At 38.1% G+C, this 23,797-nt stretch carries 25 protein-coding genes; 20 read left to right on the top strand and 5 right to left on the bottom strand.

Features of this window, described 5'->3' with window-relative positions; all coding sequences use genetic code 11:
* Window positions 1–76 precede the first annotated feature (76 nt).
* The 5 genes from B4C08_RS09335 to B4C08_RS09315 are packed head-to-tail and all read left to right on the top strand — an operon-like array spanning window position 77 to window position 4,322.
* The gene (locus B4C08_RS09335) at window positions 77–1,159 is read left to right on the top strand and encodes a 6-phosphofructokinase (protein WP_295798769.1); all 1,083 of its coding nucleotides are present in this window, start codon (window positions 77–79) and stop codon (window positions 1,157–1,159) included.
* Window positions 1,149–2,000: an alpha-hydroxy-acid oxidizing protein gene (locus tag B4C08_RS09330; protein ID WP_296664772.1), complete on the top strand. Its 852-nt coding sequence runs from the start codon at window positions 1,149–1,151 to the stop codon at window positions 1,998–2,000. The genes B4C08_RS09335 and B4C08_RS09330 overlap by 11 nt, the downstream gene beginning before the upstream one ends.
* Window positions 2,001–2,008: 8 nt before the next feature.
* Window positions 2,009–2,665 (top strand): ECF transporter S component, encoded by a 657-nt coding sequence (locus B4C08_RS09325; protein ID WP_296664770.1) that lies wholly within the window; start codon window positions 2,009–2,011, stop codon window positions 2,663–2,665.
* A gap of 54 nt (window positions 2,666–2,719) precedes the next feature.
* Window positions 2,720–3,487: a TrmH family RNA methyltransferase gene (locus B4C08_RS09320; RefSeq protein ID WP_296664767.1), complete on the top strand. Its 768-nt coding sequence runs from the start codon at window positions 2,720–2,722 to the stop codon at window positions 3,485–3,487.
* A 1-nt stretch (window position 3,488) separates the two neighbouring features.
* Entirely contained in the window at window positions 3,489–4,322 is an 834-nt protein-coding gene (locus tag B4C08_RS09315) for a phosphatase PAP2 family protein (RefSeq protein WP_296664764.1), read from the top strand.
* Window positions 4,323–4,440: 118 nt separating this feature from the next.
* Here the strand turns inward: B4C08_RS09315 and B4C08_RS09310 are convergent, their stop codons facing one another.
* Window positions 4,441–5,439, bottom strand: coding sequence for a methyl-accepting chemotaxis protein (locus B4C08_RS09310; protein WP_296664762.1), 999 nt, complete (start codon window positions 5,437–5,439; stop codon window positions 4,441–4,443).
* Window positions 5,440–5,777: 338 nt separating this feature from the next.
* On the opposite strand from B4C08_RS09310, the gene B4C08_RS09305 reads away from it, so the two are divergent.
* A complete protein-coding gene (locus B4C08_RS09305; protein ID WP_296664760.1) occupies window positions 5,778–6,674 on the top strand; it encodes a GerMN domain-containing protein in 897 nt (298 codons plus the stop codon).
* A 2-nt stretch (window positions 6,675–6,676) separates the two neighbouring features.
* Here the strand turns inward: B4C08_RS09305 and B4C08_RS09300 are convergent, their stop codons facing one another.
* Complete coding sequence (locus B4C08_RS09300; RefSeq protein WP_296664758.1) at window positions 6,677–7,732, bottom strand: hypothetical protein; 1,056 nt, start codon at window positions 7,730–7,732, stop codon at window positions 6,677–6,679.
* Window positions 7,733–7,757: 25 nt separating this feature from the next.
* Complete coding sequence (locus B4C08_RS09295; protein WP_296664756.1) at window positions 7,758–9,569, bottom strand: proline--tRNA ligase; 1,812 nt, start codon at window positions 9,567–9,569, stop codon at window positions 7,758–7,760.
* 154 nt (window positions 9,570–9,723) lie between these two features.
* Here B4C08_RS09295 and fliS point away from each other — a divergent pair, with 154 nt between their 5' ends.
* From fliS to mnmA, 9 genes are all read left to right on the top strand, one after another.
* Window positions 9,724–10,182 (top strand): flagellar export chaperone FliS, encoded by a 459-nt coding sequence (gene fliS / locus B4C08_RS09290; RefSeq protein WP_295798189.1) that lies wholly within the window; start codon window positions 9,724–9,726, stop codon window positions 10,180–10,182.
* 57 nt (window positions 10,183–10,239) lie between these two features.
* The gene (locus tag B4C08_RS09285; protein ID WP_296664754.1) at window positions 10,240–10,728 is read left to right on the top strand and encodes a flagellar biosynthesis protein FlgN; all 489 of its coding nucleotides are present in this window, start codon (window positions 10,240–10,242) and stop codon (window positions 10,726–10,728) included.
* 21 nt (window positions 10,729–10,749) lie between these two features.
* On the top strand, window positions 10,750–11,385 hold the full coding sequence (locus B4C08_RS09280; RefSeq protein ID WP_296664752.1) for a TetR/AcrR family transcriptional regulator: 636 nt from the start codon (window positions 10,750–10,752) through the stop codon (window positions 11,383–11,385).
* A gap of 61 nt (window positions 11,386–11,446) precedes the next feature.
* Complete coding sequence (locus tag B4C08_RS09275; protein ID WP_296664749.1) at window positions 11,447–13,549, top strand: toprim domain-containing protein; 2,103 nt, start codon at window positions 11,447–11,449, stop codon at window positions 13,547–13,549.
* A 10-nt stretch (window positions 13,550–13,559) separates the two neighbouring features.
* Window positions 13,560–15,539: a DNA topoisomerase IV subunit A gene (locus B4C08_RS09270; RefSeq protein WP_296664748.1), complete on the top strand. Its 1,980-nt coding sequence runs from the start codon at window positions 13,560–13,562 to the stop codon at window positions 15,537–15,539.
* Window positions 15,540–15,561: 22 nt separating this feature from the next.
* Window positions 15,562–16,464: a hypothetical protein gene (locus tag B4C08_RS09265; RefSeq protein ID WP_296664746.1), complete on the top strand. Its 903-nt coding sequence runs from the start codon at window positions 15,562–15,564 to the stop codon at window positions 16,462–16,464.
* Entirely contained in the window at window positions 16,448–17,035 is a 588-nt protein-coding gene (locus B4C08_RS09260) for a YigZ family protein (RefSeq protein WP_296664744.1), read from the top strand. Before B4C08_RS09265 ends, B4C08_RS09260 begins: the two co-directional genes overlap by 17 nt.
* Entirely contained in the window at window positions 17,026–17,823 is a 798-nt protein-coding gene (locus B4C08_RS09255; RefSeq protein ID WP_296664742.1) for a histidine phosphatase family protein, read from the top strand. Before B4C08_RS09260 ends, B4C08_RS09255 begins: the two co-directional genes overlap by 10 nt.
* Window positions 17,824–17,880: 57 nt before the next feature.
* Window positions 17,881–19,101: a tRNA 2-thiouridine(34) synthase MnmA gene (gene mnmA, locus B4C08_RS09250; RefSeq protein WP_296664740.1), complete on the top strand. Its 1,221-nt coding sequence runs from the start codon at window positions 17,881–17,883 to the stop codon at window positions 19,099–19,101.
* Here mnmA and B4C08_RS09245 read toward each other — a convergent pair.
* Together B4C08_RS09245 and B4C08_RS09240 are read right to left on the bottom strand one after the other, a co-directional pair.
* On the bottom strand, window positions 19,098–19,961 hold the full coding sequence (locus B4C08_RS09245; protein ID WP_296664738.1) for a M23 family metallopeptidase: 864 nt from the start codon (window positions 19,959–19,961) through the stop codon (window positions 19,098–19,100). The two genes, mnmA and B4C08_RS09245, sit on opposite strands and share 4 nt — an antisense overlap.
* A gap of 26 nt (window positions 19,962–19,987) precedes the next feature.
* Window positions 19,988–21,052 (bottom strand): hypothetical protein, encoded by a 1,065-nt coding sequence (locus tag B4C08_RS09240; RefSeq protein WP_296664736.1) that lies wholly within the window; start codon window positions 21,050–21,052, stop codon window positions 19,988–19,990.
* Window positions 21,053–21,383: 331 nt separating this feature from the next.
* Here B4C08_RS09240 and B4C08_RS09235 point away from each other — a divergent pair, with 331 nt between their 5' ends.
* From B4C08_RS09235 to B4C08_RS09215, 5 genes are all read left to right on the top strand, one after another.
* Entirely contained in the window at window positions 21,384–21,617 is a 234-nt protein-coding gene (locus tag B4C08_RS09235; RefSeq protein WP_296664734.1) for a hypothetical protein, read from the top strand.
* The gene (locus B4C08_RS09230) at window positions 21,571–21,978 is read left to right on the top strand and encodes a hypothetical protein (protein ID WP_296664732.1); all 408 of its coding nucleotides are present in this window, start codon (window positions 21,571–21,573) and stop codon (window positions 21,976–21,978) included. Before B4C08_RS09235 ends, B4C08_RS09230 begins: the two co-directional genes overlap by 47 nt.
* A 104-nt stretch (window positions 21,979–22,082) precedes the next feature.
* Window positions 22,083–22,916 carry a hypothetical protein gene (locus tag B4C08_RS09225; protein ID WP_296664730.1) on the top strand — a complete coding sequence of 278 codons (834 nt, stop codon included), beginning with the start codon at window positions 22,083–22,085 and terminating at the stop codon, window positions 22,914–22,916.
* A gap of 108 nt (window positions 22,917–23,024) precedes the next feature.
* A complete protein-coding gene (locus B4C08_RS09220) occupies window positions 23,025–23,309 on the top strand; it encodes a type II toxin-antitoxin system RelB/DinJ family antitoxin (RefSeq protein ID WP_296664728.1) in 285 nt (94 codons plus the stop codon).
* Window positions 23,310–23,735: a putative toxin-antitoxin system toxin component, PIN family gene (locus B4C08_RS09215; protein ID WP_296664726.1), complete on the top strand. Its 426-nt coding sequence runs from the start codon at window positions 23,310–23,312 to the stop codon at window positions 23,733–23,735.
* Window positions 23,736–23,797 lie beyond the last annotated feature (62 nt).

Raw genomic sequence — 23,797 nt, 5'->3', positions numbered from 1 at the left:
TCTTTTAACTTGTTTTTAACTTTTGCGATATGCCTTTGTCTTTTCTAAATGCAATAATTGAGATATAATTCAGTTCATGGAATGCAAGGTAAAAAGATTTGGAATTCTTACAAGCGGCGGAGATGCGCCTGGACTTAATGCTGCAATAAGGGCTTTGTGCCGTGCCGCAAAAAATCAGTACAATATGGAAGCTGTGGGAATTTTCAACGGCTACCGCGGACTTATAAATGGAGACATGAAGGTTCTTTCTGAAAACGAGCTTTCTGGTCTTATTGCTCAGGGCGGAACAATTCTTGGAACTTCAAGAGAAAAGCCTTTTAAAAATCCTGTTGTAAATGAAGCGACTGGTCTTTTGCCTGTTGAAGCCATAAAAGAAAACTACAAAAAATGGAATCTTGATGCGCTTGTTTGTATCGGCGGAAACGGAACAAATACAACTGCAAGTCTTTTGTTTCAGTCTGGCCTGAATGTAATTGGGCTTCCAAAAACAATAGACAACGACATTGAAGGCTCTGACGTAACGTTTGGATTTTATACAGCTTTGGATGTTGCGACTGATGCGATTGACAGAATTCACACCACAGCCTGCAGCCATGGCAGAGTTATGATTGTTGAAATCATGGGACACAAAGCCGGCTGGCTCGGACTTTATTCAGGAATCGCAGGCGGCGGAGATGCTATTTTGATTCCAGAAATTCCTTACGACATAAATAGCGTTGCAAAAAAAATAAAAGAACGCAAATCTGCTGGAAAAAACTTTTCAATTGTTGTTGTTGCGGAAGGTGCAAAGTCAAAAGAAGAATCCTTGCTTGACAAAAAAGCTTTTAAAAAGGCGAGGGCGGCAATGCAGTGTTCCATAGGCGCAAGAGTCGCAAAGGAACTTGAAGATGCAACTGGATTTGAATGCCGCGCGACTGTTGTTGGCTACTTGCAGCGTGGAGGTACGCCTTCTCCTTATGATCGCCTTCTTTCCACGCAGATTGGAGCTGCTGCCGCTGATTTTCTTGCTCAGGAAAAATTCGGAAATCTTGTTGCTGTTCAGAACGGAAAAATAAAGCCAGTTCCGCTTGACTACGTTGCTGGAAAAGTAAAAAATATTCCTCTTGATCATCCTATGATAAAAACTGCAAGAGACTTGGGTATTTGCCTTGGAGACTAATTTTAAATGCCGGTTCTGCTCTGAATGTCTTGGTTTTGGCTGTACTGGCGAACTTCCCGGAATGGGCGGTGTGAATGCAAATAGAAATTTCATCTTGAATTGCGCCGCTTGGAAGAAATTAGAGTTCGGTCCGTTTGATTTTGGCAAAAAAGAAATACGGCTTGCCCCAATGACTGGTGCTGTTGAAAATGTCGGCTACTTTGACGAAAAGAAATTTTACTTTGACTTGATAGACGAATGCTCAAAGTTTGGAATAAAGCTTAGCATTGGCGATGGTGTTCCAGACACAAAATTAAAATGGGGAATTGAAGCCGTTCAGTCGGTTGGAAAAAAAGCGGCAGTTTTTATAAAGCCTTACGCCAACAAAAAAATTCTTGAGCGTTTTGAGTGGGCGCAAAATATTTCTGAATACTGCGGAATTGATATTGACGCATACAACATTGTAACAATGCGGAACAAAGTTCAGCTTGAAAAAAAAGATTCGTCTTTGCTGATTGAGCTGAAAAAATATTTTTCAAAAAAAGGAATTCCGTTTGTAATAAAAGGAATTTTTACAGACGAGGATTTGCAGCTTGTTAAAGAAGTAAAGCCGGATGTTGCTTTTGTTTCAAATCACGGTGGACGCATTGAAACACGGGAAGGCAGCTCTGCGGAATTCCTTGTTGAAAACTTTAAAACGCTAAAGTCAAATTGCGCAGAACTTTGGGTGGACGGTGGAGTCCGCACCTGGAACGATGTGTTCAAGGCGCAAAGCTATGGTGCTTCTGAAATTCTTGTTGGTCGTCCTTTTGCTTCTGCGCTTTGCAAAAAAAAATCTTTTGATAACATTTTAAAAAATTGAGGTAATAAATGAAAAACGAAAATAATTCCATGAACTACAAAATTGCCATGGCAGGAGCTTTTTCTGCGCTCAGCATAATTTTAAGTTTTACGCCGCTTGGATACATTCAGCTTGGAAACGCAATCCAAATAACTTTAATGCACATTCCTGTAATTCTTGCAACTCTTTTGGCTGGGCTTATTCCGGGGCTTGCAACTGGATTCGTCTTTGGCGTTTCTAGCCTTGTAAAAAATCTTATGCTTGGAGCCGCGGCAAGTCCGTTTTTTATGAATCCACTTGTTTCTGTTTTGCCTCGCCTTCTTTTTCCTGTTGCTGTCTGGGCGATTTTTACTTTGCTCAATTTTATTCCGCACATGCCAAAATTTATAAGCGTTGCTTTTTCCGCTGCCCTTGGAACTTTTGTTCATACTGTTTTAGTTATGGGCGCGATTTTTATTTTGTTTGGAGATAAACTTCTTCTGATGGTTCTTGGCGCAATTGAAAAGATTGGAATCAGCACAGAAAATATTTCCGGATTCAAGGCTTTTGCGGCAATTATTGCAACAACGATGATTACAAACGGAATTTTTGAAGTTATTTGCGCGGTTGTTCTTTCATGCGCTGTTCTTGGAAGTGTTTATGTCGCTGGCTCTAGGAAGTCAAAGATTTCAAAATTTGAAGAATAATTTTTATTGTAAAACAGAATTGAATTTTTATTTTCTTACGGATATATTTTTGCTATGAAAAACACTCAAAGAAATGAACTTGCAGTTTGCGGTTTTGCCGCTGTAAAAACATTGGAAAAAATTAACAGCCAGAAAATCCGCCGTTTATATTTTATGGAAGAAAAAGCTCCTCTCTTTGGCGGGCTTTGCAAGAAAATGGCTGCCTCAAAACGTCCTTACAATAAAGTTGCAGATTCTGTTGAGCTTGAGAAACTTTGTGGAAGTGTTCATCATCAGGGAGTTGTCGCAATGATTGACACTCCTGTAATTTTTCCGCTCAATACAGATATTACTGCGCGCTGGGTTGAACAAAAAGAAGACGCTGTGATTCTTGACCGTGTTGGAAACGCAAATAACCTTGGCGCAATTGTAAGAAGCGCAGCGTTTTTCGGCATAAAGAATATTGTAATTCCATTGGATGAATCTCAGTCTTCAATTACAACCAGCAGCTACCGAGTTGCAGAAGGCGGAATGGAATTTGTAAACATTTATTCTGTAAGATCAATTCCATTTTTACTCAAAGACATGAAAGGAAAAATGGCTCGCTTTGGAACTTCACTAAAGGCGCAGAACAAAGTTTCAGAAATGAAATCGCTTTGCCAGGAAAAACCGACTTTAGTTGTGCTTGGAAACGAAGAAAAAGGAATTAGCGAAGAAGTTGCCCAGAACTGCGATTCACTTGTAATAATTCCTTTTGCAGGAATGGGAGAAGCCGGACCTAAAGTTGACAGTTTAAATGTTGCTCAGGCGGCTTCTGTAATAATGTACGAGCTTAAAAAATAAAATGAAAAGGCATTTGTTTTCAATTGTTCTTTTTTTGTTTTTTGCAAAGATTTTTGCGCAAACAGAAAATTCTCCGTTTAAACTAACACCAGTGGACGGAATTATTCTTGGAGCAGGAATTTCTTTTACAGCTTCTGCAATTATTGCTGAAAAAACATTGGACTTTCCTGAGTATACAGAGCGAAGCTACGATTTACATTCAGTCAATTTTGTGGACAGAAAACTTTCCCAAAAATACAATCATACTCTCGACAACCTTGGAACTGCAACTTGCGCCGTGAATCTTGCCCTTCCGTTTGCAGTTTATGGAGCAGGATTTTTCAACGATGTTTTTTCCGCGGAAGATTTTCTTACGCTGACTACAATGTATATTGAAGCGTATCTTTTCGACTATGGCGCGAAAAATTTTTTGAAGATGGGAATAAGAAGAGTCCGGCCTTATATGTATTATGACGGCTACCCGACAGACAAACTTGACGACTATGACTTTGAGTTTTCAAGTCCAAGCGGACACACAACGGATTCTTTTTTGGGCGCAGGATTTCTTTCGTATACATTTTGCCGTTATTTTCCTGAATCAAAATGGAAAATTCCTGTAGTTGCGGCATCTTACTCAGTTGCTATTGGAACGGCGGCTTTGAGAATCGCAAGCGGAAATCATTTTCTTACTGACACAATTTTTGGCGCGGCACTTGGCACTGTCTGCGGAATTGGAGTCCCGCTTTTGCATGAGCTTATCGCTTCGCATTCAGAAAAAAAAGAAACAGCATTCAAAAAAGGAAGCGTGCATTTTTCTGTAACGCCAGTTTCAGTGAATTGGAAAATCGCCCTTTAAAACATTGTCATAAATATAGATTCTCGCATCAAGTGTGGAATGACAGAAAATCAAGCAATGAAATGCGGTGGAACAATTTGTCATTGCCGGGCTTGACCCGGCAATCTAATGAATAACATCAATAATTTTCCTTTATTACGACCGACCATTCTTTGCCTTTGTAAGAGTTGTAGCCTGGAGTTTTTGAATATCCAAAAACTTCAAGCGCTCTGCTGGTTTTGTTTGTGTAGAATCCCATTTTTTGTCCTTGCGAAATATGATTGAATGCTTCCCAGTCCGCAAGGTGTCTTTTTAAAATTTCATCCTTGTTTTTTGAAGCTATTACAAGTCCGTCTTTGTTTATAATGAATATTTCGCCTGAATGAGAAACTTTTGCGCTTGAAATTATGTTCAGTATGAATTTCCAGTTGAACCTTGTTGAAATTATTCCTACAATTGTTCCGTCTTGGGCGCGCACAGGACAACTGTACGAAACTGTCCAGTCTTTTACAGATTCAGAGTAGTACATATCTGAATAAGTTGTGCTTTGGGATTCAGAAGTTTCCTTGAACCATTTTGTGTTCTGCATTGAGCGTCCGCGCAAATTTTTGTTTACGCCCACGCATACAACTGTTCCGCTTGTGTCTGTAAGAAGAATGTCGTGGTAAACTTCATAGATTCTTACAAGATTTTCTATTGTATGTTCTGCGGAGCGTCTTTTTTCTTCAGTAGGATTTGCAAGGCAGTCGATTATTTTTCCGAATGTTGCCCAAGCCTGAACATCGCAGTAACGCTCAAAAAGGTTTCGGTCAACTTTGTCGATTGTGTCGAACGCCATTTCCGCAGTTCTTATTCCAATCAGCTTGTGCATTTTTGTTTCAATTTGGTCAACGACTTTTTGGCACGTCTGGTTTTGCGTGTCGTTTTTTTCTGATATATTTTTTATTTCGTTTGCAATTACGCGGAATCCTTTTCCAACTGTTCCAGCCCTTGCCGCTTCAATTGAAGAGTTGAATGAAAGAATTCTTATGTTTTGCGACTCGTTGTATATTTCATTGAGCGAGCTGTGCAAGGATTCGTAATCTTGAATAAGCCCGTCAAAAACCGTGCTTAGCTTTTCTGATTTTGTGTCTTCCATTTTATTTCTCCTATAAAAAGTTAAGAGTAAAACTTCAGTTTTAGGATTAACTTTTTATTGCAATTTCGTAACAAAGTGAGAAATTGCAGTAGGATAAGAAAGTTTGCAATGCAAACTTATAAAGATAAAAACAGACGCCATTTCCGGCTGTTTTTATCTTATCTCCTATATCCGCTGAAAAAAAATGGGACTGCGCACCAAGTAAAGTACACAGCCCCATTGCTATATTGTTCTATTATAATGAAAATAAAATAACTTTCAATAGAACATAAAAAACTCGCAGCGTCTATTCCATGTCATTATTGAAAATTTAGACTGTCTAGTTTATACTCATTTCTATGTCGGAAAAAAATGCAAAGAAAAAGAGAACGGGAATCGGGCTTGCGCTTTGGGTTTTGGCAGCTCTGCTCATTCTTATAATTTTCCTTATAAATCAAGATAAAATTGCAAGCAACTTAAAGGCGACTGGTTTTTTCAATAAGACTGGCTTAAAGACTCCTGAATTTGTAGAAAAGGCGGAAGTAAAAAACTCTTCTGTTGCTGACAAAAATGAAGTTGCTCCTATTGAAACTATTGAAATTGACTTGAACGGTGTTGGCTCTCATGTTGAAGAAGAAAGCGCGCAATCATCAGCTCAGGAAAATATATACGAAAATGTCAAGGCGCAGAACGACACTGCAAAAAAACAGCAGGAATCCGCAGTTGAGGAAAAAATAAATTCCAAGACAGAAAAAAAAGAATCCGCGCAGAAAACAGAAGAAAAAGAAACAACAATAAGAAAAGAAGTTTCTGTAAAAACCGAGCCAAAGATTTCCAGCATGAAGCTTAAGCTTTATTTTATGACAATAAACAGCGATGGTTCAGTTTCAAGAAAAGAAATTACCCGCGAAATGAAAAAGTCCGACAGTCCGCTTATGGATGCAATAAATGCCTTGATAAAAGGTCCGGTCGCTTCTGAAGAAAATTCCGGCTGCCGTTCGCTCATCTCTGAAAACACAAAGCTTATCGGCGCTTCTGTAAAAAATGGAACTGCCATTTTGAATTTTAGCGGCGACTTTGAATTTAACCAGTACGGAATTGAAGGTTTGCGCGGACAGCTTCAGCAGATTGTCTTTACTGCGACTGCGTTTCCGACTGTTGAAAATGTTCAGTTTTTGGTGGACGGCGAAAAGAAAGAATACCTTGGCAGCGAAGGCGTTTGGATTGGCACTCCGCTAAACCGTAACAGTTTTTAGTTCTACTGGGAAACTTTGTAACTTTCAAGAATTTTTGTAAAGTAGCTTCTGTTTTTCTGATAAACGCTGTCGAATATTGTAAGTGTAAGAAGTGAAATTGTGCCGTCTTTGTTCTGTGTGATAATTTTAAAGTCGCGGGTTACGTTTTCTGATTCAGGCTGATAAAAAACATTCATCACAGAAATTTCGTTTTCAGTTATTGTAATTTTTCTTTGCGGCGCAATTGAATATGATAAGTCTGTGCTTTGGCAAAGGCGGCGCAAAAGGCTGTCTAGCGCATGATTTTTTTGCTCTTTTGGAACTGCCATTGTTGTCATTGAAAGAATTGCAAAGTCCTCAAGAAGCCACAAGTTTTCCATTGACTGCTTCCACATTTTGTCCAGCGTGATTTTCTGAGCGCCAAATTCCGCCGCAAGCTCTTCCGCCTTTATTTTTTTGAAGCTGCGTTTTTTGTCTTTTGGAAGTCCTTCAATTCCTTTAAAGAGCGCGAAACTTTCGTCAGTTGAAGACATAAGATGTCCTGCAGTTTCCATTGAAAAAATGCTTTGACCATCGGATGCTTTTATTTCTTCAATGTTGAAAATTGGAACATAAGGATTGAACAGAATGTTTACGTTTCCGCCGAACTGATGAAAATCCTGCTGGCTGTTTATTTTTTTGCATGAGTCAAGATTTTCTTTTTGCCTGCGCGAAGTGAATTCGTAAAACAAGTCGTGCAGGTAATTTATGATTTCTGTGTCTTGTTCGGATGTTGCGCCTTGGATTTTTTCTCCTGTAAATTCCATTCCGGTTTTTGACTCAGGATTTACAGAAACATAAATTGTGATGTCTTTTTCAGGCGTGCTGTTTTTTTCATCGGCAGGAGAATAAAAACGTGCGGCGTAAGTACTTTCATTGTAAAAAAGAAATCCTACGATGGATTCATTTTTAAAGCTTCTGTCCTTGTAGTAAACATATTCCCCGGAAATATCAGGAATATACTGCTTTGTTCCCGGAAGAGAAAATGAAGAGAAAGACGCAATAAAAATAAATGTCAAAGTCAGGATTATTCTTTTCAATGTTTTTTCCTTTGCAAGTCAGTTTTTATGAATTCAGTTTGTCGAATTCAGCCTTTACAATTTCGCTGGCTTTTGCGGCGGCATTTTCAAGCGGAACAAGTTCTGCCTGTTCACTTGAGCGCATTTTTATTTCTATGTTCGGAAGATTTTTGTCTCCAACTGTAATTCTTACCGGGAAGCCGATTAAATCCATGTCGTTGAATTTTACGCCAGGACGTTCATCGCGGTCGTCAAGCAAAACTTCAACACCAGCTTTTAAAAGCTCGTCATAAATTTTGTCTGCCGCTTCTTTCATTGCTCCGCTGTATTTTATTGGAACAATTGCAACTTGGTAAGGTGCGGTTGACATCGGCCAGATAATTCCGCGGTCATCGTGGAAAGATTCAATAATTGAAGCAAGAACACGGTCAACTCCGATTCCGTAGCAGCCCATAGTTGGAACAGCAGACTTTCCGTTTTTGTCAAGGTAAGTCACGTTCATTGACTCTGTGTATTTTTTTCCAAGCTTGAAAATGTGTCCAAGCTCGTTTCCTTTTGTTGTGTAAAATGGCTTTCCGCAGACAGGGCAGATGTCTCCGGCTTTTGCAGTTCTAAGGTCGGCTGTTTTCCATGCAGAAAAATCTCTGCCGTATTCAACGTGGACAAAATGTGTGTCGGCTTTGTTTGCCCCTACAAGGAAGTCATGCATGTCAAGCACGGAATTGTCTGCGATTACAGGCACACTTGAAAGATTTATAGGTCCTGCGAATCCTACTGGCGCGCCTGTGATTTTTGTGTCTTCTTCTGCAGTTGCAAGTTCCACTTCTGACGCTTTTAGGAATCCTGCGAGTTTTGCTTCGTTTATATCAAGGTCGCCTCTTATACAGACCGCAACAAATACTTCAGGATAAAATTTTATGTTTCCTTCTGTAATTGTCTTTAAATTTTTGCAGCAGTCAAGTTCGCTAAGATCAAGGCAGACATTTGTGGCTTTGTAAATCAACGTTTTTAAAAGCTGATGCTTTGAGCATTTTAAATGTTTTTCCAAGTCGTCGATTGTTCCAACATTTGGAGTGCTGATTGGCTCGTAATTTTTTTCTGTTGCCTTTACAGGATTTCCGTCTATGTCAACTGGAATGTCTTTTGCGCATGAAGCTTTTTCAACGTTCGCCGCATATCCGCATTTGCACAAAATGAGCGTGTCATCTCCGATTTCGCTTTCAACCATAAATTCTTCAGAGCCGCTTCCGCCCATTGCGCCTGTGTCCGCTTTTACAGTTATTACATTCAGTCCAAGACGCTTAAAAATTCTAAGATATGCTTTTGCGTAAGCCTGATATGACTGGTCAAGAGATTCGTCGTCAGCGTTGAGAGTGTAGCCGTCCATCATGTTGAATTCACGACCGCGCATAACTCCGTATCTAGGTCGGATTTCATCTCTGTATTTCGTGTTTATCTGATAGCAGTTTATAGGAAGTTGCTTGTAGCTTGTAAGTCCCTGTCGCATAATTGCCGTGTATGCTTCTTCTGCTGTCGGGCTTACAACCATATCCTGCTGCTGTCGGTTTTGCGCTTTTAGCATTTGCGGTCCCATTGTTTCCCATCTTCCGCTTTCTTTCCAGATGTCTCCGGGAACAATTACAGTCGGCTTAAATTCCATTGCGCCCGAAGCTTCAATTTCTTCCTTGATAATTTTTTCAAGTTTTCTGTATGCTCTTAAACCGAGCGGCATATATGTGTAAAGTCCGTTTCCGAGTTTTCTGATTAAGTCGGCTCGCATCATAAGCTGATGGCTAGAAATAATTGCTTCTGACGGAGAATCACGAAGCGTCCTGAATGGAATTTGTGAAGTTTTCATAATCGGATATTTTAGTGAAATTCAAGTCTATGTTCAATATTTTGTCTTCTATAAAATGTGCACTGTTTTGCTAAAGTCGTTTTCTAAAATTCCGATAATCGAAAGTAGCAGTCTTGTTTTTGCAAAGCAGAAGCAAAGCTATGGGAGGAAAAAAATGGCGTATGGAAGCAATCCTTATGGCGGGTTCAGCGCATACCGGGAAATCGGAGTGAAAACTGCCAGCCAAGGAAAACTTGTTGTAATGCTTTATGACGGTGCTGTTTCAAATTTGGAAAAAGCGATTGCATTGATTTCTGAAGACGGAAAAATTGCTCCAAGCAGCATTGAAAATTTTGGAAACTATCTGCAAAAAGTTATGGACATAATCACAGAGCTTGAAGTGAGCCTTAACATGGAGCAGGGTGGCGAAATTGCAAAAAATCTTATGTCGCTTTACGTTTTCTTTAACAAGCAGATTCTGGATTCCACAATAAGCCATGACAAGAAAAAGCTTTCGTTTGTTCGTGATATGCTTTCCCAGCTTCAGGACTCTTGGATTTCGGCTTCAAACAGCACTGCAAATGCCCAGACAAAAATTCCGGGAGCTGCGCCATCGCTGAATATAACAGGATAATTTTAGCTGCAAGTTCACTTTGAATTTGCTGAATTATTTTTGATGCGGAGAAATTTTATGGAACAAAAAATTAGTAAAGAAGAACTTGACGAGCGTGTTGCGATTCTTAAAAAATTCAAAATGCTTCTTGAGCAGCAGAGAAAAAAGTTTCAGGAATATTTAAAAGTTCTGGAAGCTCAGGAAAATAAAATTACAGAAGAAGATTCTGATTCCTTGATTGCGCACAGTGAACTTGAAGCGCAGATTGTTCAGGGAATTGGCTCATTGCAGAAAGTGATTGTTCCAATGCAGGAGCTTTACAATAAATCTGGAGCGGCTTTTTATAATCCAAAGGAAGCTTTGCCTGTTTCGCAGATTCAAAATGATTTGTCCAAACTTCAAAGTCAGGTGCTTGCCCAGAATGAAAAAAACCGTTCGCTTTTAAAAGTTAGAATGGTTCAACTTAAAAAGCAAATTTCAGATTTTAGAAATCCGTATCGTTCTTTGAATTCAATCTATGCGCAGAAGTCTTCTTCGGCTGGAACAAGAATTCAAGTTGAAGTTTAAAATTTTATAAAGAGAAAAATTATGTCGGCAACAAAAAAAATTACTAAAAATATGATAGTTGATGCTGCCTTGGAAATTTTTAGGGCAGAAGGATTCGATGCTGTTACATCTCGCCGTGTTGCTCTTAGACTTGGATGTTCAACGCAGCCTATTTATTTTGAATACAAAAACATGGACGAGCTTAAAGACGACATTGTAAAAAAAGTTGTCAGTCAGCTTAATGAGATTTTCAGTTCTGTATCTAATGAAGGTAAAGAAGATCCCAATGAATTTGTTTACCGTTCATACGGTCTTGCATTTTTGAAATTTGCGCAAACCGACCCTTTTGTTTTTAGGCAGATTTATATTGTGGACGGAAAAATCGGAAGACAAGTTGACGATTTTTGGATGCCGAAAGGTATAGACATTCTTGAAAATAAATATGGTTACAAAAAAGAAACAGCGATTGCAATTAACAAAATGGCATCTTGCTCTTTGATGGGAATGGCGGTTTTTACTAGTTCCGGCTATAAGAAAACTTCAGAAGAGGAAATTTTAAAAAGCCTTGAAATTCTTTTTGCTTCTGTTTGCGCTGTTTATGGTCCGCCTCCAAAGCTTATGAAAATCGAAAAATTTAGAAATCACTTTGAAAAACTTATGGCAAGCTTTAAAAAATAGAAATACAACTGAATTTTTCTTACATTGAAGAATTTTATTTTATGCATTAAAATAGAGCGTTATGGGTGGAAAAACTGAAAAAAAAACTTCGGCAGTAAAAAAATCATCTGCAAAAATTTCAAAGGCTTCTAAACCTGAGCCAAAGCAAAAAGCTACAAAAACAGTGGCAAAATCTGAATCAAAAACTGCAAAGACAGCAGCAGTAAAAAAATCCGCTGCAAAAGAAAAAGTTCCCGCAAAGAAAATTCCGGCGCTAAAAAAATCAGAAATAAAGAAAGAGACAAATGTTGTTTCAAAAACCCCTGACGTTTCTGTTGTAAAAGCCTCCGCAAAGCCAGTTGCCTTAAAAAGCAAAGACTACGGCGATGATAAAATTATTCACCTTGATGCGCTTGAGCATATTCGCTTGCGCTCCGGAATGTACATCGGACGGCTTGGCGACGGTTCAAATCAGAACGACGGAATTTATATTTTGCTGAAGGAAGTTGTTGACAATGCCATTGATGAATTTATCATGGGCTTTGGTAAAAAGATTGAAATCGAAGTAAAAGAAAACCGTGTAAAAGTCCGCGACTATGGACGTGGAATTCCGCTTGGAAAAGTTGTTGAATGCGTTTCAGAAATTAATACCGGCGCAAAATACAATGATGATGTTTTTCAGTTTTCAGTTGGAATGAACGGAGTTGGAACAAAAGCCGTAAATGCTCTTTCTTCTTATTTCCGCGTAGTTTCTGTTCGTGCAGGCCAATGCGCAGAAGCTATTTTTGAGCAAGGAAAACTTGTAAGCCAGCGTTCTGGAAATTTAAAGCAAAAGCAGCCGGACGGAACATATTTTGAATTTGTTCCTGACGAAGCGATTTTTGGAAAATACAATTTCAACATGGAATTTGTTGAAAAACGAATTTGGAATTATGCTTATTTAAATGCAGGACTTACTTTAAAGCTCAATGGTCAGGAATACAAAAGCGATAATGGACTTTTTGATTTGCTTAACAAAGAAATTGAAGGAACTTCGCTTTATGCAATAGGAAGCTATCAGGGAGAGCGGTTGAAGTTTGCTTTTACGCACACAAATAGCTACGGTGAAAATTATTTTTCATTTGTAAACGGCCAGTACACGGCAGACGGTGGAACTCATCTTGCAGCTTTTAAAGAAGGATTTGTAAAAGGAATAAATGATTTTTACGGAACTTCATATAAAAGCGAAGACATCCGCGAAGGAATGGCGGCCGCAGTTCTTGTAAAAGTCAAAGATCCTGTTTTTGAAAGCCAGACAAAAAACAAACTTGGCAATACGGATATTCGACAGTGGATTGTTTCGGAAACACAAAGCGGACTTGATGACTGGCTGCACCACAATCCTGAAGCTGCAAAAAAAATTCAGGAAAAAATTCAGGCAAATGAAAAGCTTCGCACAGAACTTAGCGCGGTAAAAAAAGAAGCCAAAGAAGCCGCAAGAAAAATAAGCATAAGAATCCCAAAGCTAAAGGACTGCCGTTTTCATATTCAGGACGGCGCAAAAGGCGAAAACAGCATGATTTTTATAACCGAGGGAGATTCTGCTTCCGGCACGATGACTCATTCACGCAATGCCGATTATCAGGCGATTTTTAGTTTGCGCGGAAAGCCTGAAAATATGTACGGAAAAAAACAAAGTGAGATTTATAAAAACGACGAGCTTTACCAGCTGATGATGGCGCTTGGAATTGAGCAGGATGTTGAAAATCTAAAGTATTCAAAAATTGTAATTGCAACCGATGCTGATAACGATGGTTTCCATATTAGAAATCTTGTGATGACATTTTTCCTTGGATATTTTGAAGAGCTTGTAACTTCCGGAAGAATTTTTATTTTGGAAACTCCGCTTTTCCGTGTAAGAAATAAAAAAGAAAATATTTATTGCTACAGCGAAGAGGAGCGCGACAAGGCTCAGAAAAAACTTGGCTCTTCTGCAGAAACAACGCGATTCAAAGGACTTGGAGAAATCAGTCCGTCGGAATTTAAGGATTTTATTTCACCGGAAACAATTCATCTTACGCCTGTTGAAATAAGCCAGCTTAAAATGGTGCCAAAACTTCTTTCATTCTACATGGGGAAAAACACGCCTGAGCGAAGGGCTTTTATTGAAAAACATTTGCTTGGCAATGCTGACATCGATGCATAAGGATTTTTAAATGGCATTTGTAAAAAACTTATTCGACAAGAATTTTATAGAATACGCAAGCTACGTTATCCGCGACCGTGCGATTCCTGATTTGGAAGACGGACTAAAACCTGTTCAGCGCAGAATAATGCACACGCTTTTTAACATTGACGATGGCAGAATGCACAAGGTTGCAAGTGTTGTTGGCGACTGTATGAAATTTCATCCGCACGGAGACGCTTCGATTGGAGCTGCGCTAGTTGTTCTTGCAAACAAAGAAATTTTTATTCAGCGTCAGGGAAACTTCGGAAACCTTTATACTGGAGACACTGCTTCCGCTTCTCGTTACATTGAATGCTGCGTTCATCCTTTGGCGAAAAAATTTTTGTACAATCCGAACATTACAGAATATGTTCCAAGCTACGACGGGCGAAGTAAAGAACCTGTTGCTTTCCGTGCAAAAATTCCGGTTGTTCTTCTTGGCGGTGCGGAAGGAATTGCAGTTGGAATGTCCACAAAAATTCTTCCGTACAATATTAAAGAAGTTCTTGATGCCGAAATAAAAGCCTTGCGTGGCGAGCCGTTTGAAATCTATCCTGATTCTCCGACTGGAGGCTTGATGGATGTAAGCAATTACAATGATGGAAACGGAAAAATAATTACACGCGCAAAATTCGACTTGAGCGATGAAAAGAAAATTGTTATAACGGAGCTTCCGCTTGAAACAACTTCAAAAGATTTGCTTGATTCAATTGACACGGCTTATAAAGCTGGAAAAATAAAAATCAGTTCAGTTGAAGATTTTACAACTGACCACTGCAATATTGAAATAAAGCTTCCGCGAGGCGTTTATTCTAAAGACGTGGAAAAAGCTTTGTATGCGTACACTTCTTGCGAAAAATCAATTGCTTGCCAGATGCTTGTTATAAAAGACAATATGCCGGTGGCAATGACGGCTACGGAAATTATAAAATATTACGCAAAAAAACTTACTGGCATTATAAAAGACGAACTTGAATTTGAACGCGGCTCTTTAACGGAAGAACTTCATCAGCGCACGCTTGAGCGTATTTTTATTGAAGAGCGGATTTACAAATCCATTGAACAAATGAAAACTGCCGAAGCTGTCAACAAAGCTGTTAAAGACGGATTTGTTCCTTTTAAAGATGAGCTTATAAGAGAAGTTACGGATGAAGATGTTGAAAAACTTTTAAAAATTCCAATCAGACGAATTTCGCTTTTTGATATAAATAAAAACCGTGATCAGGTAAAGGCTATCAATGAACGTTTAAAAGAAATTGCGCGGCGGCTAAAGCATTTGACTGATTGCGCTGTTGAATATCTTGGTGGAATTCTTGATGAACTTAAAAAATTTTCCGCGCTAGATCCAAAGCAAGACCACACAGCGATAAGCCCTGCGCTTCTCGAACGCCAGACAAAAATAACTTCATTTTCCGCAGTTGATGTAAAGCAGATTGTTCAGCGTGATACTCCGTTGCGGTATGATGAAAAAGGCTATCTTGGAACTTCTGTTAACGGCGGACGGGAAATTTTAAAAGTGACTCCTTTTGACAGAATTCTCATTGTGCGCAAGAGCGGACTTTGGAGTGTTTGCGATGTGCCGGATAAGCTTTTTGTTGACTCTGGAATTTGGTTTTGCAATTATGCAGACAAAGATATTATCAGCAAAATTCTTTTTACAATAATTTACCGTGATCCAAAAACAAAATACTGCTTTATAAAACGTTGCCGAATTTCTGGCTGGATTATGAACCGCGACTATAATTTTGTGCCAGACGGAATGGAAGTTCTTCACATTGATACAAGAGCTAAATTTAAATTTACTTTGAATTACACTAAAAAGCCTCGTGTAAAAATTACAGTCCAAGAATTTAAAGCGCAGGATTTTGAAGAAAAAGGTTTGAAGACTAACGGAATCCGGCTTGAATCCAAGGAAGTTGATTCTATAAAAGTTGAAGATTCAGGTTTGCAGACGAAACTTGATTTATAAATTGTAAAACAGGAATAAAAAATTGGATAAGGAAAAATTAAAAAATCCTGAGTATAAAAGAATGTATCAGGTTTTAAGAGAGCGGCTGGCAAGAAATATTGCGCGTTCGGTTTTGCTGCTTTTGCTTTTTAATGTAATGCTGTCTTTTTTACTTACAAGTGGATTTTCTCCTGCAATGCTTTTTAACGGCTCTGCTATCGGGTATGTAATTTCATTTGTTTTTACTTCGCTGATACTTATTGTTGTTTTTACGCTTGCCTATGGAATTGTTGCTGATTTTACAAATATTGTTCTTGGCAAAAAAAATTCTTCTGGAGGAATCTTCTGTGGTTTTTTTGAAAAGTCAAAACGTATATTTTATTCTTCAGTTTTTTTTACGCTTGTTGTAGTTTTTGTAGCGTTCGTATCTGCCGTATTGCTCTTTATATTTAAAGAAAAAATTATTTCCTGTTCAAGCTTTTTTGCTGAAGCATTTTCAAATGAAAACTTAAATCAGCTTGATTCTGAAAAGATTGCAAAAGCTTTTACTCTTGCACTTTTTTATACAGCGATTTTCTTTTTTGTTTTTGTATTTTGTTTTCTTCCGTTTATTTTTGTTTGGAATGCATTTCTTGAAAATAAAAAAATAGATTTAAAGGATGCAATTAAAAAAAGCCTTTTTGTTATCCGTGGAAGATATTTCCATTATCTGGGTTTTGTGATTTTTGTCTGCCTTAAAAATTTTGCAGTTTTATTTGTTGCGGTTTTTCTTAATGCAGTTCTTTCTGGAAAAAATAATTTTATTTCTCTTTTGCTCGGATTTTATGCGTTCCTTCAATATTACACAATTCTTGCAAAAATTTACTATTGCATTCCAATTTATTATTTTTCATTTTTGAGCGTTAACGGAATGATTGGCGGAGATAAAAATGAAGGTTCTTCTTGAAGAATCCAAAACTGAGCTTATCATAAAAAATTCCCGCTTCATTTCAGAAGTTTTTCCTGTGGAAACTCAAGCGCAGGCAAGAGAAAAACTTCATGAGGTTAAGCAAAAATATTTTGATGCAACCCATGTAGTTCATGCTTTTTCTGTTGGCTTAAAATCTGAAACTTTTGGCATGAGCGATGATGGTGAGCCAAGCGGAACTGCCGGGCGTCCTGTTCTTGATGTTCTAAAAGGAAGCGGAATTACAAATATCTTGCTTACGGTAACAAGGTATTTCGGAGGAACACTTTTAGGAACGGGCGGACTTGTTCATGCATATAGTGAAAGCGCAAAACAAGTTCTTTCTGTTTGCAAAGCCGAGCCTTATGTTGAAAAATCTTCATTTTCATTTTCATGCGGCTATGATTTGTATCAAACTGTAAAACATTTATTTGAGGACTTTAATATTTCAAATCTGACTGAAAATTTTGGAACAGATATTTCCATTCAAGGTGAAATCTTTTTATCAGAAAAAAATACATTTCTTGAGCAAATAAAAAATATTTCAAAAGGAACAATAAAATGCATTTGATTTTTATCCGTCATGGAGATCCTGATTATTCAATTGATTCTGTTACAGAAAAAGGAAAACGTGAAATAGAACTTTTGGGCAAGCGCATTTCAAAACTGAATGCAACAGAATTTTTTGTTTCGCCGATGGGACGCGCGCAGACTACGGCAAAAGCTTGTTTAGAAAATATTCATGCAGATTTTTCAAAACAGCCGATGAAAGTTTCAACAATCCCTTGGCTTAGAGAATTCAGCTACGACATAAAAGATTTTAAAACCGGAAAAAACAGAATTGCATGGGACTGGCTTCCGCGCGATTATTTTGGCGAAAAAAAATATAAGGATGTCCAAAAATTTTTCCAAACAAAATCAATGAAAAGCGGAAACATAGAATTTCATTATAAGGAAGTTTGCCGCGGACTTGATGAGATTTTGGCATCTTATGACTACAATCGCATTGATTCAAAAATTCCTTTGTATAATTGCTTTCCGCATATTTCAAAAGAAGAATCTTTGATAGACACTCACATTGACCCTGAGCAAAAAGATTTGGATGAAAAAAATCTTGTTTTTGTCTGTCATCTGGGCGTGATGTTTGTAATGCTAAGCCATCTTACAGGAATTAGCCCTGTTCAGCTTTGGCAGGGATTTTTTGTTGCTCCAAGTTCAGTTACAATTGTTGGTGCGGAAGAAAGAGTTCCCGGAGAAGTTGTTTTTAGAATTCAGCAGATGGGAGATGTAAGCCATTTAATCGGCGCAAATGAAAAAGTTTCTGCGTCTGGATTTTTTGGAAACTGTCTTTCCATTTAAAGAGATTTTTATTTTTTTAAAATTGAATTTTTTATTGATTCTATTTATACTTGCTTTATGAATTACAATTCAATGACTTATGAAGAACTTGAGCTTCCGAAGAAAGGCGACAGAGTTGTCGTGGGGCTTTCTGGCGGCGTTGATTCTACAATGACAGCAATGCTTTTAAAAGAAAAAGGCTGCGATGTAACTTGTGTTACAATGTCTTTGTGGCAAGAGGTTGATTTAAATCTGCCTGACGATTATAAAATTCCAGACAGTTGCTACAGTCCAAAGGAAGTTGAAGACATAGAGGAAAATAAAAAATTCTGTGCAGAACAAAATATTCCGTATATCGTTGTTGACGTTAAAGAAAAATATCAGCAGGAAGTAATAGAATATTTTAAGCGCGAATACAGAAACGGCCGCACTCCAAATCCGTGCATAAGATGCAACCGCTTTATAAAATTTGGCGCGATGCTTTCCGGCTTAAAAGACTTGGGAATTGAATACGATTATTTTTGCACAGGACATTATGCAAAAGCCGTGCGCGGAACGGAGCCGCTTTTTTCAATTTATGGAGAAAACGCTTCAAAAGATGAAAGGGGAAAATGCCGTCCAGTTCAGATTCACACTGCGCTTGATATTACAAAAGATCAGGCTTATTTTTTGTACAGGATTCCGAGCGCGATTTTAGAAAAAGTCCGTTTTCCGCTTGCAAGCTTCAGCAAAAAAGAAGTTTTTAAAATGGCCCGTGAACGCGGATTAAAGGCCGCTGAAAAAGAAGAAAGCCAGGATTTTATTCCAGCTCCAATGCTTGAATATATGTTTAAAGACAAGCCTTCTGTGCCAGGAGATTTTATTGATTTGGACGGAAAAGTTCTTGGCCGCCACAAAGGAATTGAGCATTATACAATCGGGCAGAGAAGAGGACTTGGAGTGAGCGCGCCTTATCCTCTTTATGTTGCTGAAATTGACAAGGAAAAAAATCTTGTTGTTCTTGGAAAAGACAGCGACTTGTTTTGTTCAGGTCTTATTGCAGATGATTTGGTTTGGCCTGCTGAATACGATCCTTGCTGTGAATTTGATGCGATGGTAAAAATCCGACTTGCTTCAAAACCTGTAAAAGCCCATGTTGCGCCGTACCAGCCGTTGGAAAATGAAGAGTTTTGTGGCAAAGCTTACAAGGTTGTTTTTGATGAACCTCAGCGGGCAGTTGCGCCAGGGCAGTCCGTTGTTTTTTATAAAGACGGAATAACACTTGGCGGCGGAATTATTTCAAAAGCAATAAAAGTTTAGTAAATATCCAGTTTGTAGGAAATTGTTGAAGCTGAATTCAGAATGTTGACAATTGTAATTGTCAGTGTGCAAGAGCCTTTGTTCAGCTGAACAATTCCTGCCAGCTGCTTTGTGCTGTCTGGATAAATTTCTTTAATGCTGTAATGCTCGTTTCCTTTTACACAAAGTTTTCCATTGCTTTCCTTTAAAACATCGTAGGAAATATTTTCTACAGTTGCTCCGTTTACCGCTGTGATTGTTTTGTACGGAACTGCAACATTTTGGCGTGTTCTGTAAACGTAATATTTTCCTGCCGGCAATCTTCGTTCGTTCAAAAGATTGTGCGAAACTCCGTTTTTATCTGTTAAAGTTATTGTTCCCATTGTAAGCGGAAGCTCCCTTCCTGCGCGCGGCATAAGAATTCTTGGATTTACAGCGGAATTGTTTTTTGAATCAAAGACTTTAAATTCAAGGCAGCTTTGTCCTTCTTGCCAGCCTGTGTTTCCGCTTGTTCCAAGAAATTCGCCAGACTCAACAAACTGCTTTTCTTCTATTTCTTTTGAAATTGAACTGTCATCAAGATTTGCATAAACTGTTGAAAGTCCATCTTCATGTGAAATAATTACGGAATTTCCCAGTGCGGATTCAAACCAGCCAAAGTCGTCGCTATGGTCTGAAATTATTGCGGTTATTCTTCCTTTGTCTGCCGCCTTGACTTCTGAAGGATCTTTAAAAATCAGCGAGGAATTTATTGTGCCTCCGCGGAGCTGTCCAAAATACGAATAGAATGAATCTGAATTAGTTTCTTTTTGCGGCCAGTCGAACGAAAATCCGCAGAAACTAAAAAACGCGCAGGTTAAAGTTAAAATTGTTTTTTTCATTTTTTTCTCCGCAAGAAACTATCTAGCTATTTTTTTGAAATTGAAATTTTTGAAATTTTTGTGTTCCGTCCAATGAAAAGAGAATCTTCATAAGTCTGAATAAATGAACATTCGCCTTCAAAGCTGAACGATGCCATTGGATAAACAAAAGATTCAAGAATTGTTACAGTGTATTTTTTTCCGTCTTTGCTCAAAATAAAAACAAGCTCATTGTTGTCAGAAAATTCTATTTGAGAAATTTTCCCTTTGATTGGAATTTTTTTGCTTGTGGATTTTTTTGAATTGACGATTCCAAGAAAATCTTTTCCGTTGAAATAAACGTAATCAGAATTGTTGTTGAATTTTACAAGCGTCTGGCGGGAAATGGAATTTTCAAGATACTCGTGGTAAATTACTTTTGAATGTCCGCCGTTTTTTTCTGCAACAATAAATCTTTGCTGATCTTGTCCTGAAACACAGGCGATTCTGTTTCCATCTTCAGAAATTGCAACTCCAAGAATCACATCGTAATTGCTTCCGCCAGGCGCAAATTTCTGGTCAATTTTTCCGTCCGGCAAAAAAGAAATTACAGTTCCGTCTGCGTATCCTGCGGCAGTTCCGTTTTTGCTTGATGAAAATGCGGTGATTGGCGAATAATGCTCGTAGTTCCATTCGCGTTTTCCTTCTGAATTGCATTTTACAAAAGAAGTTCCGCCCGGCTGCATTACAAAAATTCTATCTTGGTCAAAAAATGGAAATCCGGCTTCGTCAATTGTTCCAGCTAAAGTTCCGTCTGCGAAAAAAAAGTCGGTCTTTGTGCCGCTTGCCCCGAATGTTGCGTACCATTTTTCTGAAATTGCCGACTTGAAAGGAAATGTTGTTGCTGAAACAATTTTTCCGTCTGCTGTAAAATATCCTATGTTCTGTGAAAGCTTAAACGGAATCTTTTTTGCATCATTTGAATTTTCTTGAATATGTGAAATGTCTTCTGTCCATTCCGGTGTAAAATGAATTTCTTGGCCCATTGGCTGCACTGAAAAAATAATGTACAAGGCGCAAAATATAACGGCTATAGGAACAAGCAGATTCTTTTTTTTCTTATTAAAATTCATAATAGGCTATTCTATAGAAAGCAATGATAATTTTCAATGCCATTGAATTTTGCAAGGAAGCCGTTTTGTTTGTAAAAAGATTACGCAATAAAAAAGTTAAAAAAAATGCCCTCAAATGCTGACAAATAGAATATTTTGAATCATAATTATAATAAACTGTCATTCTTTATGCGGAAGATCTCCGGGTCAAGCCCGAAGATGACAAGGAAACTGTTAATGCGGATTATCCGGTCGAGCCGGATAATGACAAAAAAACTGTCATTTCCATTCTAAAACACAACTGTCATTCCCGTGCAGCGACACGGGAATCTCAAACTAAGGAGGAATCTTTATGAAAAAGCTAATTTTTTCTATTTTACCAGCATTTTTATTCGCATTTATTTCGTGCATGAACATGAGCTCTGGCTCTGGCGAAAACGGCTCTGTTCGTGTTGCCCTGCCCGGAAGCGCGCGTGCCACATACACTTACAGCAGCAGCAACGCAAACCAATACATTGTTCGCCTTTATAATGACGGCTTTGACCAAACCGAAGAAGGAACTGTGGGGGGGGGTACTGGAATTTGAAGACCTAGAGCCGGGAACATACACAGCAACAGCGGAAGCCTGGAACACAGACGAAAACATTCTTGAAGGAAGCGGAAGCACAGAAATTACCGTAAAAGCCGGCGAAACCACAGACTGCAATATTACAATGATTCTTGAGGGACAAACCGCATATTATTCAAAGTATACGGCTCTTGCTAATTTTAATACAAATATTGAATGTGATATTGCATTATATGATTACTCAAACTTAAATACAGTCATAGATTCCTTTACAGGTAAATTTGTAAGTTTTGCAGAAGATAAAAACTCAAATTTATATTATATATTATATTCTACTAGCAATGGTTATAGATGCATAAAAAAACACAGCCATCATTAACTGAGGTAGCTGATAGCAGTACAAGCAGTTATTCATATTATAGAGATTTATATTATGAACCAACCACAGATACTCTTTATCGTATAGGAGATGATGACAGTCAAGTGGGAGTTTTTGAGCTTTCTTGTATAGAAAATGTATCAGAGCAATCTGATTTAAATTTTTCATCTCTAGGCCATATAAAGGTTAATAATAGTAATGCTGGTAGCGTAAAATGCTTTGCAGTAAAGGATGATAAAGTTTATATGGTTTATAATTACTATAATTATGCAACAACCAAGTATGATATTTCAGTTGTTTCTATTGATGACTTTTCTAATAGCAGAACAATTGGGCATAGTGGGAAATCTTTTAATCTTTCCGGTGGAGTTACAGACATGGCAGTTCTTGAAGACGGAACTGTGGCTGTTCTTGTAAACGACAAAAGTTTAAATGTTGCAAATCAATTTGTTTTAACTGATGGTGGTACAATTAATAGCCGTGGCGCGCTCGTTGTTTTGTCTTCGGACTTGTCAGATTATAAAGTTTATGGCTGGTCAGGAGAAAGAACAATAAGCGCAAAATTGAATAGCGGCAGCGACCAATACAATGGAGCACCTAGTGATAGCCAAATAGCTTCAATCACGGCATATATTCCAGAATATGAAGAGCGCGATACACATTTTTACGGACCGCTTAAAATTGTTGCAATCCGCCCAAAAGAACTTGTAATTGCAGATTGTGGTGCAAATTTTGTCCTTCCTGATTATAACGGCAAAAAGAACGGAAAAATGTTCACGCACAACAGGTTTATGACCGTAGACTTGCGCAACTTTGCCATAAGCTGCAAAAAAGAATTCAGCGCAGATGAGATAAAATTCTGGAATTTGGCAATTAGCGGAAACTTAGAATCTGTTACTGCCGGATGGACAAATTTATCTGCCGGAGACGAAAAATAAAGCAACTATGTTTGCTAATCAGACTGGGTACGATTTTATAGAAGACATAGTAAAATTGACAGGAGTATGCTATTATATAGTTAAAAACATACTTTTGGAGGTGTTGCTATGACAAATACAGCTCTTGTTCAGATAAAAGTAGATTCAGAAACAAAAAAAGATGTTACAAGTATTTATGAATCGCTTGGCTTGGATTTGCCTACTGCGGTCAGGATTTTTTTCAAAAAAAGCATTGCAGTAGGCGGACTTCCATTTGAGTTAAGGAATGATTCTCGTTCTGAAAGATGGAACATCTACAAAGACGCAAGAGATTCAATTAAGAAGAACAATGTCCCTGAGATGTCTCTTGACGAAATCAATGCTGAAATCTCTGCTGCAAGGTCAGGCTTGTAAATGAAAAGAAAGTATGTTGTTATTGATACAAATGTTCTTGTTTCAGCTTTGATAACTCGAAATGAAAGCTCTCCAACTGTGAGAATTTTGCGTTTTCTTGCAAATGGAAATATTGTTCCTGTTTATTCCGATGAAATTATCAAAGAATACAATGAAGTTTTAAGAAGAGATAAATTCAAGCTTTCAGAAAGCATAATCATAAATCTTTTGAAAGATGTTATGGACAATGGCTTGAAAATTACAGAATTTGTAGAATCAAATGAAACAATGCCCGACCCAAAGGATGTTGTTTTTTATGTAGTAACATTATCGGCGCAAGACAAGGATGCTTTTCTTGTAACAGGGAATGGAAAGCATTTTCCTGAAAAATCATTTATTGTAACACCGTCAGAATTGGTTGAAATTCTAAAAGAAGAAATCGCCTGACAAAAAGTTCAAAACCGATTTTTATTTTCAGACTTGCCCTGCGATGTTTACGCAGTAAACTC

The sequence above is a fragment of the Treponema sp. UBA753 genome, assembly GCF_002297325.1.
Lineage (GTDB): Bacteria > Spirochaetota > Spirochaetia > Treponematales > Treponemataceae > Treponema_D.
This window is presented reverse-complemented; position numbering and strand designations above follow the sequence as displayed.

What these genes read in the sequence shown, in the direction of transcription:
- B4C08_RS09285 (WP_296664754.1), top strand. Translation starts at nt 10,240, where the DNA reads ATGGAACAAAAAATTAGTAAAGAAGAACTTGACGAGCGTGTTGCGATT.
- B4C08_RS09310 (WP_296664762.1), bottom strand. Translation starts at nt 5,439, where the DNA reads ATGGAAGACACAAAATCAGAAAAGCTAAGCACGGTTTTTGACGGGCTT.
- B4C08_RS09275 (WP_296664749.1), top strand. Translation starts at nt 11,447, where the DNA reads ATGGGTGGAAAAACTGAAAAAAAAACTTCGGCAGTAAAAAAATCATCT.
- B4C08_RS09260 (WP_296664744.1), top strand. Translation starts at nt 16,448, where the DNA reads ATGAAGGTTCTTCTTGAAGAATCCAAAACTGAGCTTATCATAAAAAAT.
- fliS (WP_295798189.1), top strand. Translation starts at nt 9,724, where the DNA reads ATGGCGTATGGAAGCAATCCTTATGGCGGGTTCAGCGCATACCGGGAA.
- B4C08_RS09215 (WP_296664726.1), top strand. Translation starts at nt 23,310, where the DNA reads ATGAAAAGAAAGTATGTTGTTATTGATACAAATGTTCTTGTTTCAGCT.
- B4C08_RS09245 (WP_296664738.1), bottom strand. Translation starts at nt 19,961, where the DNA reads ATGAAAAAAACAATTTTAACTTTAACCTGCGCGTTTTTTAGTTTCTGC.
- mnmA (WP_296664740.1), top strand. Translation starts at nt 17,881, where the DNA reads ATGAATTACAATTCAATGACTTATGAAGAACTTGAGCTTCCGAAGAAA.
- B4C08_RS09235 (WP_296664734.1), top strand. Translation starts at nt 21,384, where the DNA reads ATGAAAAAGCTAATTTTTTCTATTTTACCAGCATTTTTATTCGCATTT.
- B4C08_RS09325 (WP_296664770.1), top strand. Translation starts at nt 2,009, where the DNA reads ATGAAAAACGAAAATAATTCCATGAACTACAAAATTGCCATGGCAGGA.
- B4C08_RS09305 (WP_296664760.1), top strand. Translation starts at nt 5,778, where the DNA reads ATGTCGGAAAAAAATGCAAAGAAAAAGAGAACGGGAATCGGGCTTGCG.
- B4C08_RS09295 (WP_296664756.1), bottom strand. Translation starts at nt 9,569, where the DNA reads ATGAAAACTTCACAAATTCCATTCAGGACGCTTCGTGATTCTCCGTCA.
- B4C08_RS09280 (WP_296664752.1), top strand. Translation starts at nt 10,750, where the DNA reads ATGTCGGCAACAAAAAAAATTACTAAAAATATGATAGTTGATGCTGCC.
- B4C08_RS09320 (WP_296664767.1), top strand. Translation starts at nt 2,720, where the DNA reads ATGAAAAACACTCAAAGAAATGAACTTGCAGTTTGCGGTTTTGCCGCT.
- B4C08_RS09335 (WP_295798769.1), top strand. Translation starts at nt 77, where the DNA reads ATGGAATGCAAGGTAAAAAGATTTGGAATTCTTACAAGCGGCGGAGAT.
- B4C08_RS09255 (WP_296664742.1), top strand. Translation starts at nt 17,026, where the DNA reads ATGCATTTGATTTTTATCCGTCATGGAGATCCTGATTATTCAATTGAT.
- B4C08_RS09315 (WP_296664764.1), top strand. Translation starts at nt 3,489, where the DNA reads ATGAAAAGGCATTTGTTTTCAATTGTTCTTTTTTTGTTTTTTGCAAAG.
- B4C08_RS09270 (WP_296664748.1), top strand. Translation starts at nt 13,560, where the DNA reads ATGGCATTTGTAAAAAACTTATTCGACAAGAATTTTATAGAATACGCA.
- B4C08_RS09220 (WP_296664728.1), top strand. Translation starts at nt 23,025, where the DNA reads ATGACAAATACAGCTCTTGTTCAGATAAAAGTAGATTCAGAAACAAAA.
- B4C08_RS09240 (WP_296664736.1), bottom strand. Translation starts at nt 21,052, where the DNA reads ATGAATTTTAATAAGAAAAAAAAGAATCTGCTTGTTCCTATAGCCGTT.